This window comes from Veillonella parvula (assembly GCF_945949885.1).
GTDB classification, from domain to species: domain Bacteria; phylum Bacillota; class Negativicutes; order Veillonellales; family Veillonellaceae; genus Veillonella; species Veillonella parvula_B.
The window spans coordinates 179,800-196,992 of the sequence record NZ_CAMFFZ010000001.1 but is presented as its reverse complement, the minus strand read 5'-3'; the positions used below and the strand labels follow the sequence as shown (position 1 = coordinate 196,992).

The following is a 17,193-nucleotide window of genomic DNA, read 5'->3' as shown; positions in this document are numbered from 1 at the left end:
GAAGTTAATAAAATTGTAGATTTGGATACTGTTCAATTTCATATTGCAATTTAAGTTTTTATAAACAAAAATACTAAAATATAAAAAAACAACTATATTTTGTATATGCTATGAAAATTTTTTACTATATGTATGAAAAGTCTTGCCAATAAGGGAATTATTGTATATACTTAGGACGTAATATTAATACTAGGTCATAAAAGGTGGTCCCATGAGTCGGTTAAAGAAGCAAGAGCGCCAGAAGCAGTTACAAGAAAAACTGAATATTACGCCATTTCTTACTGATGAAGAATTGGCAACACACTTTGGTGTAAGTGTGCCAACAATTCGTCTCGATCGACTAGAATTGGGTATTCCTGAATTGCGTGAACGCATTCGTGTTATGGCTACAGGTCAATCACATGAAATGGTAGAACATGTATCATATGAAGTGGTTGGTGAATTGATTGATGTCACCGAGGGGCACCAAGCATTATCTATGTTACGTACTACGGCTGATATGGAAGATCAATTCGGATATGTAGAACCGCAGTATTTATATGCTCAAGCAAATTCCCTTGCAAAAGCGGTTATGGGGACGACTGTTTGCTCTGCGGAAGTTGGAAATATAAAATATAAGAACCCGGTAGGATCTGGTACTAATTTGGTAGCGAAAGCAGAAATTGTTCGTCGCCGAGGTAATAAGTTCTTTATTTGGGTTATAATAAGAGATAAAATAAAAGAAGTGTTTCGCGCAAAATTTATTATGGAATCCGTAGAGAATAGGGTGTAAATTATGAAAATTGCAATAGACGCCATGGGGGGCGACTTTGCTCCAAGGGAGACTGTACTTGGATCCATTGAAGCCGTACGAGCAAATCAACACATTGAAGTGGTGCTCGTCGGCGATGAGCAGCAAATTTTTGATATATTAGAAGCTAATAATGAAGCTAAGAATCCACGTATATCTGTACATCATGCTAGCCAGGTAATCGGTATGGATGAACATCCAGGTCAAGCATTGCGCAAGAAAAAAGATGCATCTGTTGTGGTCGCTACTTCGTTGGTTCGGGATAATCGTTGTGATGCTGTAATTGCTCCAGGTAGTACGGGAGCTGCTGTTGCAGCGGCTTTGTTTGGGCTTGGTCGCATTAAAGGTATTGATCGCCCTGTCATTGCAACTCCAATGCCAACAGTAAGTGGTATAACAGTTATGTTAGACTCTGGTGCAAATTCTAATTGTAAACCTAAACATCTTGTACAAGGAGCTTTAATGGGGTCTGAATACGCTAAGCTTTTATTAGGAAAAGAAAATCCTACTGTGGGATTGTTAAATATTGGTGAAGAGGCCACAAAGGGGAACGATGTCGTATTGGCGACGTATCCGATTTTGGAGGGTATGAAGACTATCAATTTTAAAGGTAATATTGAAGGTCGTGATATTCCTAAAGGTGCCGTTGATGTTGTCGTATGTGATGGATTCGTAGGCAATGTGGTACTTAAATTTGCGGAAGGGTTAGTAACAGGTCTTACGCAATTAGTAAAGGATAGCATCATGGCAGGAAGTATTTTTGCCAAGATAGGAGCTATGCTTGTAAAGCCAGCCTTGAAAAAGATGGCAAAACGTTTGGATCACACAGAAAATGGTGGTGCTCCACTTTTAGGAGTTAATGGGGTATTCATGATTGCTCATGGTAGTTCTAAAGCAAAAGAAATAAAAACTGCTATTGAAATTGCTAGTGATTTAGTAGAGCGTAAAATTATTCAACACATAAGAGAAACGATGGATATTGAAGGAGCCTTAAAGTATGACTATGATGAATAAACCTGTAGGAATCATTGGTACTGGGAGCTTCCTTCCTGACAATGTAGTAACAAACTTTGATCTTGAAAAAATGGTTGATACCAATGATCAATGGATTAGAGAGCGTACGGGTATAGAAGAACGACGCATTGCACCGGAAGGTATGAATACATCCTATATGGCAACCGAGGCAGCAAAAAAAGCTATGCAAATGGCTAATGTCTCTGCAGAGGATATCGACATGATTATCTTTGCTACCCTAACACCAGATATGATTATTCCTTCGGCAGCTTGTGTATTGCAAGCAAACTTAGGAGCTAAAAACGCTGCAGCCTATGATTTACAAGCGGCATGCTCTGGGTTTGTATATGGATTGATTACTGCCGCTAGTTATATTAGCTCTGGTATTTATAAAAAAGTACTCGTTGTGGGGGCAGAAATTCTTTCTCGTCGAGTAAACTGGAATGATCGTGGTACATGTATCCTCTTTGGTGATGGTGCTGGGGCTGCAGTAGTATCTGAAGTACCTGAAGGCTATGGCATTAAAGGTATTGACATGGGCGCCGATGGCACTGGAGGATCAGCGCTTTGCATTCCTGCAGGTGGCACTGCTGTAGTAGCAAATGATCAACGCGTAGAAGAGGGCTTAACATTTATTCATATGGATGGCCCTGAAGTATATAAATTTGCCGTTAAAACGATGGGACGTACGGTTTTAAAATCCTTAGAACGTGCTGATATGGAGTTAAATAAATTAGATTACTTTATTCCTCATCAAGCGAATATTCGTATTATTGATTCGGCAGCCAAACGTTTACATCTGCCGATGGAAAAAGTTTTTGTTAATTTACATAAGTATGGTAATACATCTGCCGCGTCTGTAGCGATTGCACTTGATGAAGCTAATCGCGAGGGACGTTTCAAACGCGGTGATAATGTTGCGTTTGCAGGATTTGGTGCAGGCCTAACATGGGCAAGCCTGGTCTTGAAATGGTATTAAGGAGGACACATCAAGATGATTAAGACTGACATTTGTGATTTATTGCAGATTGAGTATCCAATCTTTCAAGGTGGCATGGCTTGGCTCGGTACTGCAGAATTAGCGGCAGCCGTTTCTGAAGCTGGTGGACTTGGGATTATTGGTGCTGGTCATATGCCTCCTGATATTTTCCGTAATGAAATCCATAAATTAAAAGAGCGCACTAGTAAGCCTTTTGGCTGTAATATCATGCTCATGTCTCCATTTGTAAAAGAGGTTATGGAAGTAGTCGTGGAAGAACGTGTTCCTGTTATCACTACAGGTGCAGGTAATCCTGGTGTTTATGTTCCCGCTTTGAAAGAAATTGGTACAAAAGTTATTCCTGTAGTTGCATCAGTATTACTAGCAAAGCGCTTATTACGTGGTGGTATTGATGCAATTATTGCTGAAGGTACAGAGTCTGGTGGTCACGTAGGTGATATTACAACTATGGCATTAATTCCTCAAGTAGTTGATGCTGTAGATGTACCAGTTATTGCTGCCGGAGGTATTGCAGATGGTCGTGGTATGGCTGCGGCATTTGCATTAGGTGCTAAAGCGGTACAAATGGGGACACGATTCGTATTATCCGAAGAATGTATTGCCCATGAAAATTATAAAAATGCTGTATTGAAAGCAAAAGATCGTGCTACAGTTATGACTGGTTTAACAACAGGTCATCCTGTACGTATTATAGATAATGCGTTAGCTCATAAATATAAATCCCTTGAATTCAGTGGTGGATCTAAAGAGGAATTGGAAGCATTAGGTGCTGGTACACTTCGTTTAGCTGCTATTGAGGGTAATGTAAAAGAAGGTTCTGTAATGATCGGTCAAATTTCTGGTATGTTAACAGATGTTAAAACATGTGAAACTATCATTAGAGATATTATGACTGAAGCTGAAACTGTGATTAAGAATCTTCAAGGTCTTAGTAAATAAGGAGGCCCCTAATGAAAACGGCATTTGTTTTTCCTGGTCAAGGTTCTCAAAAAGTAGGCATGTTACAAGATTTGTATAATGCGTACCCTATTGTGAAACAACGTTTTGAAGAAGCTGACGAGGCACTTGGTTATTCTATCAGTAAATTATGCTTCGAAGGTCCTGATACAGAGCTCGTTAAAACAGCAAATACACAACCAGCTATTTTGACTGCATCCGTAGCTTGTTATGAAATTCTAAAAGAACAAGGCTTTACGCCTGACATCGTAGGCGGGCATAGTCTTGGTGAGTATAGTGCTCTAGTAGCAGCCGGTGTATTGAACTTTAAAGACGCAGTATATGTAGTTCATAAACGCGGTGAATATATGCAAGAAGCTGTGCCATTGGGTAAAGGCGCTATGGCAGCAATTTTGGCATTACCTCGTGAGCAAGTTGTAGAAATTTGTGAAGAAGTAAATGCTTTTGTAGGTTCTGTACAAGCAGTTAACTTCAATTGCCCTGGACAAATCGTTATTGCCGGTGAAACTGCAGCGGTGGAAACAGCAGCTGAAAAAATGAAAGAAGCAGGAGCAAAACGCGCAGTAATGCTTCCAGTAAGTGCTCCATTCCACAGCCGTTTGATGGAACCCGCAGCTCTTCGGTTAAAGGAAGAGTTGGATAAGATCCAAGTGTGTGATGCACAAATTCCTGTAGTTGCAAATGTTACTGGCAAGATTTTGACTAATGCAAATGACATTAAAGAGTCTTTAGTTACTCAAGCCGCTAACCCTGTCTTGTGGGAAGATTGTGTAGCTGAAATGGTAAACTTTGGTGTTACTCGCTTTATTGAAGTGGGGCATGGGAAAGTACTCACAGGTTTTACTAAAAAGATCAACAAAGATATGGAATTAGCTAATGTTGAAGACATTGCATCCTTAGAGAAAACGCTTGAATTTTTGAAGGGGGTTCGATAAAATGCATTTAGAGGGTAAAGTAGCCATTGTAACTGGCGCATCCCGTGGTATTGGTCGCGCTGTAGCTATCAATCTAGCACAATCTGGTGCTGATATTGTAGTAAACTATAGTGGTAGCGAAGGTGCAGCACAAGAAACTGTTGAAGCTGTACAAGCGTTAGGCCGAAAAGCCATTAAATTTAAAGCTAATGTAGCAAATGCTGATGAAGTTGCTTCCATGGTGGAAGAAGCTCATAAAGAATTTGGTCACATTGACATCCTCGTAAATAATGCGGGTATTACGCGTGACGGTTTGTTGATGAGAATGAAAGACGAAGATTTTGATGCTGTAATTGATATCAACCTTAAAGGTGTATACTTGGTAACTAAAGCAGTATCTAAAATTATGATGAAACAACGTTCTGGTCATATTATCAACATGACATCTGTTGTAGGTGTTATGGGTAATGTTGGTCAAACTAACTATGCTGCTTCTAAAGCGGGCGTAATTGGTTTTACTAAGTCCTGTGCTAAAGAATTGGCTAGCCGTGGTATTATAGTTAATGCTATTGCTCCAGGCTTTATCAACACAGATATGACCGATGTATTACCAGAAAAAGTTAAAGAAGCTATGGTTACTGAAATTCCATTGGGCCGTATAGCTGATGCTGAAGAAGTAGCAACAGTAGTAACATTCCTTGCTAGCGATTTTGCTAATTATATTACGGGTCAAGTCATCAATGTTGATGGTGGCATGGTAATGTAGTTGTAAAATTAGACTATATATAAATACACTTTGAAAGGAGGTGAACCACTAATGAACACTTTCGATAAAGTTAAAGCAATCGTTGTGGAACAATTAGGCGTTGATGAAGCTGAAGTTACCATTGATTCTACATTCATCGACGACTTAGGCGCTGACTCCTTAGATATCGTTGAATTGATCATGGCATTTGAAGAAGAATTCAATGTTGAAATCCCTGACGACGTTGCAGAAAAAATTAAAACCGTTAAGGATACAGTAGAATATATTGATTCTGCTAAATAAGCTGTAAAGCTAACAATTCAACCGAACGGGAGGCCGAGTGGCCTCCCAACCGGTTTTATTTACAGGAGGATTTGATAGTGAAGCTCCCTGAACTTCGCATTGGGAATCTAGTGGCCAAAGTACCTATTATTCAAGGTGGTATGGCGATTAGATTGTCTACAGCTCGCTTGGCAGCAGCCGTTGCAAATGAAGGTGGTATCGGCCTTATTGCGGCATCGGGCTTGCCTTTCGATGAATTACGATACGAAATACAATTAGCTAGAAAATTATCACCTACGGGTATTATTGGTATAAATGCGATGGTAGCAGCAACTCAATTTGCTGGTTTAGTAAAGACTGCCATCGAAGAAGGCATTGATCTTGTAGTAGCAGGTGCTGGTTTTTCAAGAGATATGTTCGCAATGGGCAAAGAGTCTGGTACTCCTATTGTACCAATTGTTTCGTCCGCAAAATTAGCTCGCATTTCTGAAGGTTTAGGTGCTGCAGCTGTAATCGTAGAAGGTTGTGAAGCTGGTGGACACTTGGGAACGGATCGTTCCGCTCGAGAAATCGTTCCCGAAGTTGTAGCAGCGGTAAAAAATATTCCAGTAATTGCTGCTGGTGGTGTTCTAGATGGCCGTGATATCGTTGAAATGTTAAAAATCGGCGCTAGTGGTGTTCAAATGGGTAGCCGTTTTGCTGCTTCTGATGAATGTAATGCATCTGATGAATTGAAAAAAATGTATGTACGAGCTACAAACCCTGAGGATATTGTATTGATTCAAAGTCCTGTTGGTTTGCCTGGTCAAGCAATAAAAAATAAATTTGCTGAATCTGTTTTAGACGGTACTGTAGCGCCTCCGACGGTGTGTGATAACTGTTTAAAACACTGTTCTCATAAATTCTGCATTATCCGTGCTCTTTCTCGTGCACAACAAGGTGATGTGGAAACGGGGTTGGTGTTCTCTGGCAATAATATGAGAAAAGTCGATAAGATTATGCCAGTTAAAGATATCTTTGCACAATTGAAACAGCAAGTAGCAGAGATTGATTAATTTAAAGGGCTGTATAGCTATAAGAGGTGGAATAATTGGAAAAACGTGTAGTAATTACTGGCTTAGGGGCAGTGACTCCTGTAGGTATCGGTAAAGAGAACTTCTACAATGCGTTATTGGCAGGTCAATCTGGTATTGGGCCGATTACACGCTTTGACGCATCTGACTATGCAACACGCATTGCGGGTGAAGTAAAAGATTTTGATATTACAAACTATGGGGTAGACAAAAAAGAAGCTCGTCGTATGGACCGTTCTGTAGAATTTGCTATCGGTGCAGCTGTTCTTGCTTGTGAAGATGCTGATCTTGATTTAGATAAAGCAGATTTAGATCGCTGTGGTACTGTAGTTGGTACAGGTATAGGCGGCATTGACTCTATCCATGAGGTGTATGAAACATTATTCGAGAAAGGTCCTGGCCGCGTAAGTCCATTTGCAGTACCTATGATGATTGCAAATATGACATCTGCACGCGTATCTATTCGCCTTGGTCTTAAAGGTCCAGTTATTACCAACGTAACTGCTTGTACTTCTGGTACAAATGCGATTGGTGATGCATTCCGTATCATCCAACGTGGTGATGCTGACGTGATGTTTGCTGGTGGTACTGAAGCTGCGGTATCTCCGGCTGCTGTAGCTGGTTTTGCGGCTATGAAAGCTATGTCTACACGCAATGACGAGCCAACAAAAGCGTCCCGTCCATTTGACCGTGACCGTGATGGTTTCGTAATGGGTGAAGGTTCTGGTATCGTAGTTCTTGAAGAATTAGAACACGCAAAAGCACGCGGTGCACATATCTATGCTGAAGTTGTGGGTTATGGTAGTAATGGTGATGCTTACCATATCACTGCACCAGCTCCAGGTGGTGTTCAAGCTCGTAAATGTATGGAATTAGCAATTAAAGATGCAGGTATCGACCCTAAAGACGTTAACTACATCAATGCTCATGGTACATCTACTGGCCTTAATGACCAAAATGAAACATTAGCTATTAAAGAATTGTTCGGCGATCATGCTAAAAATATCGCTGTTAACTCTACTAAATCCATGACAGGTCACTTATTGGGTGCTGCTGGTGCTATTGAAACTATCGTAATGGCAATGGCGATTGAAACTGGTAAAGTTCACCCTACAATTAACTGTGACAATCCTGATGAAGGTTTGGATCTGGACTATGTTCGTGAAGGCGCACGTGAACTCCGAGTAAAATGTGCACTTTCTAACTCTTTCGGTTTTGGTGGTCATAACGGTACACTTTGCATTCGCCGTTATGAAGCTTAATGGTTACTATCGAAACGCATAAGAGTAAGATAACACAAGCTCGTGAAGAATCTCTTCATGAGCTTGTTGCTCGTTTAGACATACCTGTGTCAGATATATCCATTATAGATTGTGCTTTTACACATACTTCTTATGCGAATGAACATAAATCAAAGCATATTCATCACAATCAGCGATTAGAGTTTTTAGGCGATGCTGTTTTGGATCTTATTATTGGTGAATACCTATTTAAGACATATCCAGATATGGCTGAAGGTAATTTAACGAAAATTAAGGCCGCTACAGTGTGTGAAGATTCTTTAGCATCTGTGAGCCGTTCTTTGAAACTAGGACAATATTTATTGCTCGGTCATGGAGAACGCGCTTCCGGTGGTAATGATCGAAACTCTATATTAGCGGATACCTTTGAGTCTCTCATCGGTGCTATTTATATTTCTACAGATTATCAAACGGCTATGGTCTTCGTTTTAAAACATTTAACTACTTATATCATGCAAGCCTTAGAAGGTAAGCGGGGCAAAGATTATAAGACATTATTACAAGAATATGTGCAAAGAGATGGGGATAAACATATTGTCTATCATTTGCTCAGTGAAAGTGGTCCCGACCATGCTAAAACCTTTCATATGGAGGTTGAAATTAATGGTATTACTTACGAGGCCGGCTCTGGTAAAAGTAAAAAAATTGCAGAACAACATGCGGCTCAATTGACTTTAGAAAAGTTGATGGCTGATAAATAGAAAAGCGCCGAATGGCGCTTTTTTCTGTATAATAGTATGTGAATAATATAGTATGTGAGTAATAATCTATATAATAGTAGATGAGTAATAATTTTTACATAAGAAGAGGAGGTGTCTATGAAACCATTTGGTATGATTCCTTTTTTTATACCTCACGTAGGTTGTCCCTATGTGTGTACATTTTGTAATCAATCTCGTATTACGGGCCAATCTGGTATTAGTCACCTAACTCCAGATTATATACAACAAACAATTAAAGACTATGTAGGCACAAAACGGTGCGAGAAGTTTTGGGAGGTTGCCTTTTATGGGGGATCATTTACGGCTATTCCTAAAGATTTACAACATAAATTATTGATGCCTGCCTATGAAATGCTTCAACGGGGAATCATTGATGGCATACGTTGCTCTACAAGACCTGATGCTGTAGGTGATGAAGCGATTACATTATTACAGTCTTATGGAGTAAAAACTGTAGAACTTGGCGTGCAGTCTATGAATGATGGTATTTTAGTCGATGCTAAGAGGGGGCACACGGCACAAGAGGTAGTAGAGGCTGTTGCACGATTAAAACAGCGTGATATGACCGTTGGAGTTCAACTTTTACCAGGACTAAAAGGAGAGACTTGGCAAACCATAATAGAAACGGCCATTGCGGTAGCTGCATTACAACCTGATTTTATACGTATCTACCCTGTACTAGTTATAGAGAATACAGAACTAGCCGACCAGTATAGAGCTGGAGAATACGAATCACTAAGTACTGAGCTAGCTATACAGTATTGTGCATTTTTAAAAGATTGGTTTGAACAGCATGGTATTGAAGTCATTCGCACGGGTTTACAAAGTACAGAAGAATTCGATTTCGGTAATAGCTTAGTAGCAGGTCCATATGAGCCAGCTATGGGGGAGCTAGTTGTGAATGAACAATATAAGCAGCGAATTGAACGTTGTATTGATGAGCATGTATCTCAGTATAAGTACTCACTAAGTAACGATTGTTTTAATCTAACTGAATACGCTACTTATAAAAATCTAGGATTTAGTAGAGTTAATGTTGATAATACTGGATGTAAAGATAAGACTAATAAAGATAAAACAAATTATATTGGGAATAATAGTATTGCAATAAAACATAATATTATTATTTCTTATCCTAGAAGCTTAACATCTAAGGTGAGAGGGCTTAAAAATAGAAATGTATTATATTTCGCTGAATTATATCCACAATATAGTATAAGTTGGTGTGAAGAAAGTACGAGAAATACCGTTCGGTGCTGTATTGATGGCCTACAATATGTGTTATAATATAAAAGATATGATTATTTAGGGTTGTTAGTAGAAAGGAGGCAGTCATGCAATTACTTCGGTTGGAATTAAAGGGCTTTAAATCGTTTGCAGATAAGACGGTTGTAAAATTCTCACCAGGAATGACTGCCGTTATTGGTCCTAACGGCAGCGGTAAAAGTAATATTACGGATGCCATGAAATGGGTTTTAGGGGAATCCAATGTTCGTAATTTACGTGGTCAAAAAGCAGAGGATATCATTTTCTCTGGTACGGAAAAGCGCAAACCTATGAGCGCTGCTGAGGTTACTCTTGTATTTGACAATAGTGATCAACAATTAGATTTAGATATGGCAGAGGTGGCTATAACACGCCGTATCTATCGTACTGGTGAAAGTGAGTTCCTCATCAATAAGCGCTCTTGTCGTTTAAAGGACATACATCTTTTACTGGCAGATACCGGTCTTGGTAGAGATTCCATGGCCATTATTGGACAGAACCGAATTGATGCTATTTTAAATTCTAAACCTGAAGAACGTCGTCTTATTTTTGAAGATGTAGCTGGGATTTCTCGCTTTAAAATTAATAAAGAAGATGCTTTACGTCGTATTGCTAGTACAGACCGTAATATGGAGCGCGTACGGGACGTAATGGCTACCATTGAAGAGCAACTAGGACCTTTGTCTGAAAAAGCGGAAAAGACTAAAAAATATATGACCTTAAGCCGCGCAAAGCGCGATTATGATGGGGCATTAGGCTTTCATAATTATAAGACCTCTGATCGCCTTTTAACACGTTTTGAAAACGATAATATTGCCTTTAAAGATGAAGAAATTGAGCTTCAAACTGAATTGTCTAAATTAGAGGCTCGTCGTCACGAATTGCAATCGTCCTCGTCAAAAGAGCAGGAACAGCTTAAGTTGTGGGAGGCTCAATATACTGAAAAGCAACGTGATGAAGAACGCTTATCTGGTCACTTACGTCTTTTAGAAGAGCAACTAAAAACAGCACGCCGTGAATTAGATGAAACGTCTATGCGCATTAGCGAGCTAGAGGCTACGCAAAAGGGCGAGGAGCAACAATTGCGAATCTTAAATCAATTGATTCAAGATGAAAGTGCTCAATTAGTAGAAAAAGAGTCTAATCTAGAAGAATTAGAAGCGAGTTACAAAAAGGCTGTTGAAGATGTAAGGTCAGAACAAGCTAAGTTTCAATCCTTGCAATCCAATCGAGAGGCTTTTGAGAAACGTCAATTAGAAGTTGTGAGTGCTATTGAAACAGCAAAGGCTAGTATTCGAAGCTTAGAAGCTCGCAAGGTGGAAAGTAAAAATCAATGTGCTATTCTAGAATCTGAAATAGCACAGGTAGATAGTGAACTACAAGTCGCTCGTTTTGAATTTGAAGCGCTAGGTCAAAAGTTTAATGCCTTATCTGCTCAACGACAAGCCCTCGTTGATGATGCTAAGAATGCGGCTATGAAAGCGCGTGAAGAGCGTAAGGAATTACAAAAGCTGCGCACCCAAGAACAACGTGCAAAAGGTCGATTAGAACTATTAGCACAGTGGGAGGAACAGCACGAAGGTTACTTAGAAGGCACAAAGAACATCCTCAATGGTAAAGGTTCTTGGCGCGAACAGATTACGGGCGCTGTTGGCGATCTCTTTACGGTAGAGGACAAATATACTACGGCTATCGAAACGGCCTTAGGTGGAAGTGTTAACCATGTTGTGACTACTACAGCTCGCGCTGCTGCAGAGGGTGTCAATTATTTGAAATCTATCCAAGGTGGTCGCGTAACCTTCTTGCCGATGGATTCTGTTAAAGGTAAACCATATGACACACCGGCTTTACATGAAAGCTGTGTATTAGGCACTGCTGTTGATTGTATTTCCTTTGATAATAAATACGCCCATATTTTCCAATACTTATTGGGGCGCACCTTGGTAGTATCTTCCATGGATGATGCCATTGGATTACAGAAAAAATACAATCAGCAATTGCGCATCGTAACTCTTACGGGGGAACAATTTCAACCTGGCGGCTCTTTAACCGGTGGTGCCACAAAGCGCAAGCGTGCTTCTGTATTGAGCCGCAAGGAAGAGGCTACTAGTCTTGAACAAGAACTGGTACAAATTGAAGGACAAATTCGCTCCTTAATAGCCAATTTAGAACGCCTTGAGAAACGGGTTGAAGAGGCTGAAAAGGAACAAGCGACTCTTGATGAAAGCTATCAGCATACGAACTTACTCTATGTGGCTAGCGAAACAAAGGTACAAAATATACAAAATCAGCTGGATCGTAAGAAACGTGTTCTCCATGAAGAAGAGCAACGTTTAGTACAAATTGATATTGATTTGGCTACTACAACAGCTAACTTGAAAGATCAAGAAACAGCATTAGCTTCCTTGCAAGAGGATCATGGTATGAATGGTAATCAAGGGGCGTTGATGGATCGATTGACTGTGTTGCAAAAGGTGCAACAAGAGGCGTATGAAGCTTTTACAGAAGCTCGCCTTACTTGTGATACCTTGCGACATACCATTCAGGAACGGGAATCACAACGTGAACAGCGTAATCAGTCTATTTCTAGTATTATTGAGCGTTTAACACCACTTCGTAATTTGTTAGTTAGTACTACACAACGCTATGAAGAGGAAATCCCTCTGGCTCAGGAAGTTGCAGAACAAGAGTTGACCTCTGCTACGGCTGAGGTTGAACGATTACGTGCTCTTCGCGATGAAGCTTATGATAAAACATCTACGGGGCGCGAGGAAATGGAATCTATCCTCAGTGAGCAAGACCGATTGAATCAACGCTACAAAGTGGTGCAAGGTCGCCTTGTTGATATGGAAGGTAAAATTACACGTCATCGCATGGACTGTGAGCGCTTTGTAGAAGAATTACAAGAGCTAGGCTTTACTTTGGAAGATGCTCAAGTCCTTCGCATTGAAGGCTCCGTTAGCGATTGGAAGGATGAGCAAGCTCGTTTGATGGCCGAAATTGCCGAATTGGGTCCAGTCAATCCAAATGCCGTTGAGGAATACGAAGAGACTAAAGAACGCTATGATTTCTTAACCACACAATTAGCTGATTTAGATACGGCAAAGGCGCAATTACAGGCGGTTATTGCCGAAATGGATAAGGCGATGAGTACACAGCTATACGATGTATTGGATGTGGTAGGCCGTAGATTCCAAGAAGTATTCAGCCAATTATTTGGTGGCGGTACTGCGCAAATTGTACTTACTGATCCAGATAATATTTTGACGGGTGGTATCGACTTCTACATACAACCACCAGGGAAAAAGCGTCAACAATTGACACTCTTATCGGGTGGCGAGCGTGCTCTTACGGTTATCGCTTTATTGTTCTCATTCCTTGACTATCGTCCAGCTCCGTTCTGTGTGCTTGACGAAGTTGACGCGGCGCTTGACGAAGCCAATGTTGAACGATTTAGCTCTTACCTAAATCGAATAAATAAAGAAACACAATTTATCGTTGTATCTCACCGTAAAAAGACGATGGAAGCTGCCGAAGTACTACAAGGGGTAACCATGGTGGAACGCGGTGTATCGCGATTATTAACAGTAGTATTTGAAGATGTGAAGGAGGATCTAGCATAATGGCATTTGGATTCTTTGATAGAATTAAAGACGGTTTAGAGAAAACTCGTAAGTCTTTTGTAAAAAATGTAGAAAGCATCGTTATTGGTTATGCGCAAATCGATGACGATTTTTTAGATGATTTAGAAGCAGTTATGCTTACTAGTGATCTAGGCCCTAAGACGACAGAATACTTGATGAAAGAAATTCGTCGTGGTGTAACAGAAGGTATCATCAATCATACAGGCGATGTAATGCCGTTTATGGAAGACCGCATCACGGAAATGCTCATCGATCAAGAAGATGAAATTACTTTGCACCATCCTGAGGTCATCCTTGTAGTTGGTGTAAATGGTGTTGGTAAAACGACGACAATCGCTAAATTGGCTAACTATTATACTAAAGAAGGTAAAAAGGTTATCATTGCTGCAGGTGATACATTCCGTGCCGCTGCAGCTGACCAATTATCCATTTGGGCTGATCGCGTTGGTGTGCCGATTGTTAAACATAAAGAAGGTGCAGATCCTGCTGCCGTTGTATATGATGCAATGGAAGCCGCAAAAGCTCGTAATGCAGACCTTGTTATCGTAGATACGGCTGGTCGTCTACATACTAAGGTTAACCTTATGGAAGAGCTTAAAAAGATGGGGCGCGTAGCAAATAACCACGTAGAAGGTGCGCCGCATCAAACATTGCTCGTTTTAGATGGTACCACGGGTCAAAATGCAGTAAGCCAAGCTAAATTATTTGGTCAAGCGGTACCAGTAAATGGTATTGTAGTAACTAAGCTAGATGGTACGGCAAAAGGCGGCGTAGTTATCTCTATTAAAGAGGAACTAGGCGTACCCGTACGCTGGATTGGCGTTGGCGAAGGTATGGATGACTTGCGTCCATTTAATGCAAAAGAATTTGCTAATGCACTATTTAATAAAGGAATGATTCAAGGTGACAAATAAATATAACCGGGAATTCTTACTTGAATATGTAGAATCTGAAAATAAAAAAAATGAATGTAATGTTAGCCTAGAAAATATGAATAAGATAGTTAGCTTAATCGAGTACTTCGGGATTGAACTATATCGCCCCATTACGAGATTGCTACTTTCAAACTGGGAAGAGATTACAGATCGTATTAATAACTATACTGAATCAGATTGGATGATGGCTGATGAAATTCAGAAGACCACACCTACACTAGATCGTTTTTCTATTGCTATGCTCATCGAAGTCTTAGAAGGTGAGGATACGTTGAATCAAGCGGAAAATGCAGGTCGTCGTTTGACGGATGAAGAAATGAAAGCCATCCGTAAACATCAGGATGAACAGTAATGAAGCATAGTACATATAATTACGAGGGGGGCCAACCATTTAAAGTGGAGGCGCCCTTTACGCCTACAGGTGACCAACCTACCGCGATTGAATCTTTAACAGAAGGTATTGAACACGGTGAATGGGCCCAAGTTTTGCTCGGTGCCACTGGTACTGGTAAGACCTTTACAATGGCTAAGGTTATTGAAGCAGTTCAAAAGCCGACCTTGATCATTGCTCATAATAAAACCTTGGCGGCTCAATTATGTAGTGAATTTAAAAGTTTCTTTCCAAATAATGCGGTAGAATACTTTGTATCTTACTACGATTTTTATCAACCGGAAGCCTATATTCCTTCTAGTGATACATATATCGAGAAGGATGCATCTATTAATGATGAAATCGATAAACTGCGACATAGTGCTACGATGAGTCTTTTTGAGCGTCGCGATGTCATTATCGTTGCTTCGGTTAGCTGTATTTATGGCTTAGGTGACCCTGAGGACTATTCTGATCTTGTATTGTCCTTGCGCTTGGGTCAAACGAAATCGCGCGATGAAATCTTATCTAAACTCGTAGATATTCAATATACGAGAAATGATATGAACTTTATCCGCGGTACCTTCCGTGTGCAAGGGGATACGATTGATATTTTCCCTGCCGCTTATAGTGAAAGAGCCATTCGGGTGGAGCTCTTTGGTGATGAAATCGACCGCCTCGTAGAGGTAGATTCCTTGACCGGTGAAGTTATTGCGGAACGCAAACACGTTGCAGTCTATCCAGCATCTCACTACGTAACGACGAAAGAGAAGATGAATATTGCTGTAGAGCGTATTGAAGCCGAATTAGATGAGCAGTTGGCGAAGTTAAAAGCTACTGACCGTCTATTGGAGGCTCAGCGCTTAGAACAGCGTACGCGTTATGATATAGAAATGATGCAAGAAATGGGCTATTGCTCGGGCATCGAAAACTATTCACGCCATATGTCTGAACGCAAGGCTGGGGAAGCACCGTTTACATTGATTGATTATTTCCCCGATGATTTCCTTATCATGGTGGACGAATCGCATGTGACGATGCCTCAAATTCGCGCTATGTACAATGGTGACCGTGCGCGTAAAGAATCTCTTATAGAATACGGTTTCCGTCTTCCTTCTGCATTAGATAATAGACCGCTTCAATTCGATGAATTCGTAGAGCGTATCAATCAAATTGTTTACGTATCGGCAACGCCTGGCCCATACGAAATGGAAGTAGAAACGAATATTGCAGAGCAAATCATACGTCCTACGGGCTTATTAGATCCATCTATAGAAATTCGTCCTATTAAGGGGCAAATGGATGACTTGCTTGGAGAAATTCACAAACGAGCTGCCAAGAATGAACGGGTTCTTGTTACGACATTGACGAAGAAGATGGCTGAGGACTTAACGGAATTCTTGAAGGAAATGGGCGTACGAGTTCGTTACCTTCATTCCGATATTGTTACTATTGAGCGGGCTGAAATCATTCGTGATTTGCGGGCTGGCGTATTCGATGTATTAGTTGGTATTAACTTGCTTCGTGAAGGTCTCGATATGCCAGAGGTTTCCTTGGTTGCTATCTTAGATGCGGATAAGGAAGGTTTCTTGCGCTCCGATACGGCTATGATTCAAACTATAGGTCGTGCGGCTCGTAATGTGAATGGTCATGTTATCATGTACGCAGATCGTGTAACAGGTTCTATGCAACGGGCTATCGATGAAACCGATCGTCGTCGTGCCGTGCAAGAGACTTATAATATTGAACATAATATTACGCCTAAATCTGTATCTAAAGATGTAAAAGAGCTTATCGAATTAACGAAAATCGAAGAAGATATGGTTACCGATGGAAAGGCACTTTCACCGAAAAAAGGAAAACAAAAAAAATCCTCAGAGGGCATGGACCATGGACACGAACCATATGTTCAAGATATATCAGCACCTAAGGTGGCAGATATAACACCGGAAGAATTGTACAATAAGATTGAAGAGCTAGATCGTCAAATGAAGGCCGCCGCCAAGCAGCTTGAATTTGAAACAGCGGCTAAGTTACGTGATCAATTGGGCGTATTACGTCAACAATGGTCCGATATGCATAGTGCAGGAGATAGCAAGTTGAAGAAGCCTGCTTCTGCCAAATCTAGAAAGCGGACAAGCCCAAAAAGTAAATCTTAGGAGCAATTTTAAAAGATTGTA

The 17,193-nt window shown here is 40.6% G+C and carries 15 protein-coding genes; all 15 read left to right on the top strand.

Features of this window, described 5'->3' with window-relative positions:
- Positions 1-211 precede the first annotated feature (211 nt).
- The 15 genes from fapR to uvrB all read left to right on the top strand — a co-directional run bounded on the left by fapR (position 212) and on the right by uvrB (position 17,172).
- Entirely contained in the window at positions 212-772 is a 561-nt protein-coding gene (gene fapR, locus Q7O55_RS00950) for a transcription factor FapR (protein ID WP_295817144.1), read from the top strand.
- Between the two features lie 3 nt (positions 773-775).
- Positions 776-1,804, top strand: a complete 1,029-nt coding sequence (plsX, locus tag Q7O55_RS00945) for a phosphate acyltransferase PlsX (RefSeq protein WP_303927713.1) — start codon at positions 776-778, stop codon at positions 1,802-1,804.
- Positions 1,788-2,783 (top strand): beta-ketoacyl-ACP synthase III, encoded by a 996-nt coding sequence (locus Q7O55_RS00940; RefSeq protein WP_303927712.1) that lies wholly within the window; start codon positions 1,788-1,790, stop codon positions 2,781-2,783. Before plsX ends, Q7O55_RS00940 begins: the two co-directional genes overlap by 17 nt.
- A 15-nt stretch (positions 2,784-2,798) precedes the next feature.
- The gene (gene fabK / locus Q7O55_RS00935) at positions 2,799-3,743 is read left to right on the top strand and encodes an enoyl-[acyl-carrier-protein] reductase FabK (RefSeq protein ID WP_303927711.1); all 945 of its coding nucleotides are present in this window, start codon (positions 2,799-2,801) and stop codon (positions 3,741-3,743) included.
- A gap of 11 nt (positions 3,744-3,754) precedes the next feature.
- Positions 3,755-4,696 (top strand): ACP S-malonyltransferase, encoded by a 942-nt coding sequence (gene fabD / locus Q7O55_RS00930; protein WP_303927709.1) that lies wholly within the window; start codon positions 3,755-3,757, stop codon positions 4,694-4,696.
- 1 nt (position 4,697) lies between these two features.
- Entirely contained in the window at positions 4,698-5,441 is a 744-nt protein-coding gene (gene fabG, locus Q7O55_RS00925; protein WP_303927708.1) for a 3-oxoacyl-[acyl-carrier-protein] reductase, read from the top strand.
- Between the two features lie 51 nt (positions 5,442-5,492).
- On the top strand, positions 5,493-5,723 hold the full coding sequence (locus Q7O55_RS00920) for an acyl carrier protein (protein WP_004693441.1): 231 nt from the start codon (positions 5,493-5,495) through the stop codon (positions 5,721-5,723).
- Positions 5,724-5,800: 77 nt separating this feature from the next.
- The gene (locus Q7O55_RS00915) at positions 5,801-6,757 is read left to right on the top strand and encodes a nitronate monooxygenase family protein (RefSeq protein WP_004697026.1); all 957 of its coding nucleotides are present in this window, start codon (positions 5,801-5,803) and stop codon (positions 6,755-6,757) included.
- Between the two features lie 35 nt (positions 6,758-6,792).
- Positions 6,793-8,037: a beta-ketoacyl-ACP synthase II gene (gene fabF, locus Q7O55_RS00910; protein WP_303927707.1), complete on the top strand. Its 1,245-nt coding sequence runs from the start codon at positions 6,793-6,795 to the stop codon at positions 8,035-8,037.
- Positions 8,037-8,777 carry a ribonuclease III gene (gene rnc / locus Q7O55_RS00905; protein WP_303927706.1) on the top strand — a complete coding sequence of 247 codons (741 nt, stop codon included), beginning with the start codon at positions 8,037-8,039 and terminating at the stop codon, positions 8,775-8,777. Before fabF ends, rnc begins: the two co-directional genes overlap by 1 nt.
- Positions 8,778-8,894: 117 nt before the next feature.
- Positions 8,895-10,085, top strand: coding sequence for an elongator complex protein 3 (locus Q7O55_RS00900; RefSeq protein ID WP_303927704.1), 1,191 nt, complete (start codon positions 8,895-8,897; stop codon positions 10,083-10,085).
- 47 nt (positions 10,086-10,132) lie between these two features.
- Positions 10,133-13,687, top strand: a complete 3,555-nt coding sequence (smc, locus tag Q7O55_RS00895) for a chromosome segregation protein SMC (RefSeq protein ID WP_303927702.1) — start codon at positions 10,133-10,135, stop codon at positions 13,685-13,687.
- The gene (gene ftsY, locus Q7O55_RS00890) at positions 13,687-14,622 is read left to right on the top strand and encodes a signal recognition particle-docking protein FtsY (protein WP_004693455.1); all 936 of its coding nucleotides are present in this window, start codon (positions 13,687-13,689) and stop codon (positions 14,620-14,622) included. The genes smc and ftsY overlap by 1 nt, the downstream gene beginning before the upstream one ends.
- Positions 14,623-14,698: 76 nt before the next feature.
- On the top strand, positions 14,699-14,995 hold the full coding sequence (locus tag Q7O55_RS00885) for a hypothetical protein (RefSeq protein ID WP_259343134.1): 297 nt from the start codon (positions 14,699-14,701) through the stop codon (positions 14,993-14,995).
- Positions 14,995-17,172 (top strand): excinuclease ABC subunit UvrB, encoded by a 2,178-nt coding sequence (gene uvrB, locus Q7O55_RS00880; protein WP_303927700.1) that lies wholly within the window; start codon positions 14,995-14,997, stop codon positions 17,170-17,172. The genes Q7O55_RS00885 and uvrB overlap by 1 nt, the downstream gene beginning before the upstream one ends.
- Positions 17,173-17,193: the final 21 nt, after the last annotated feature.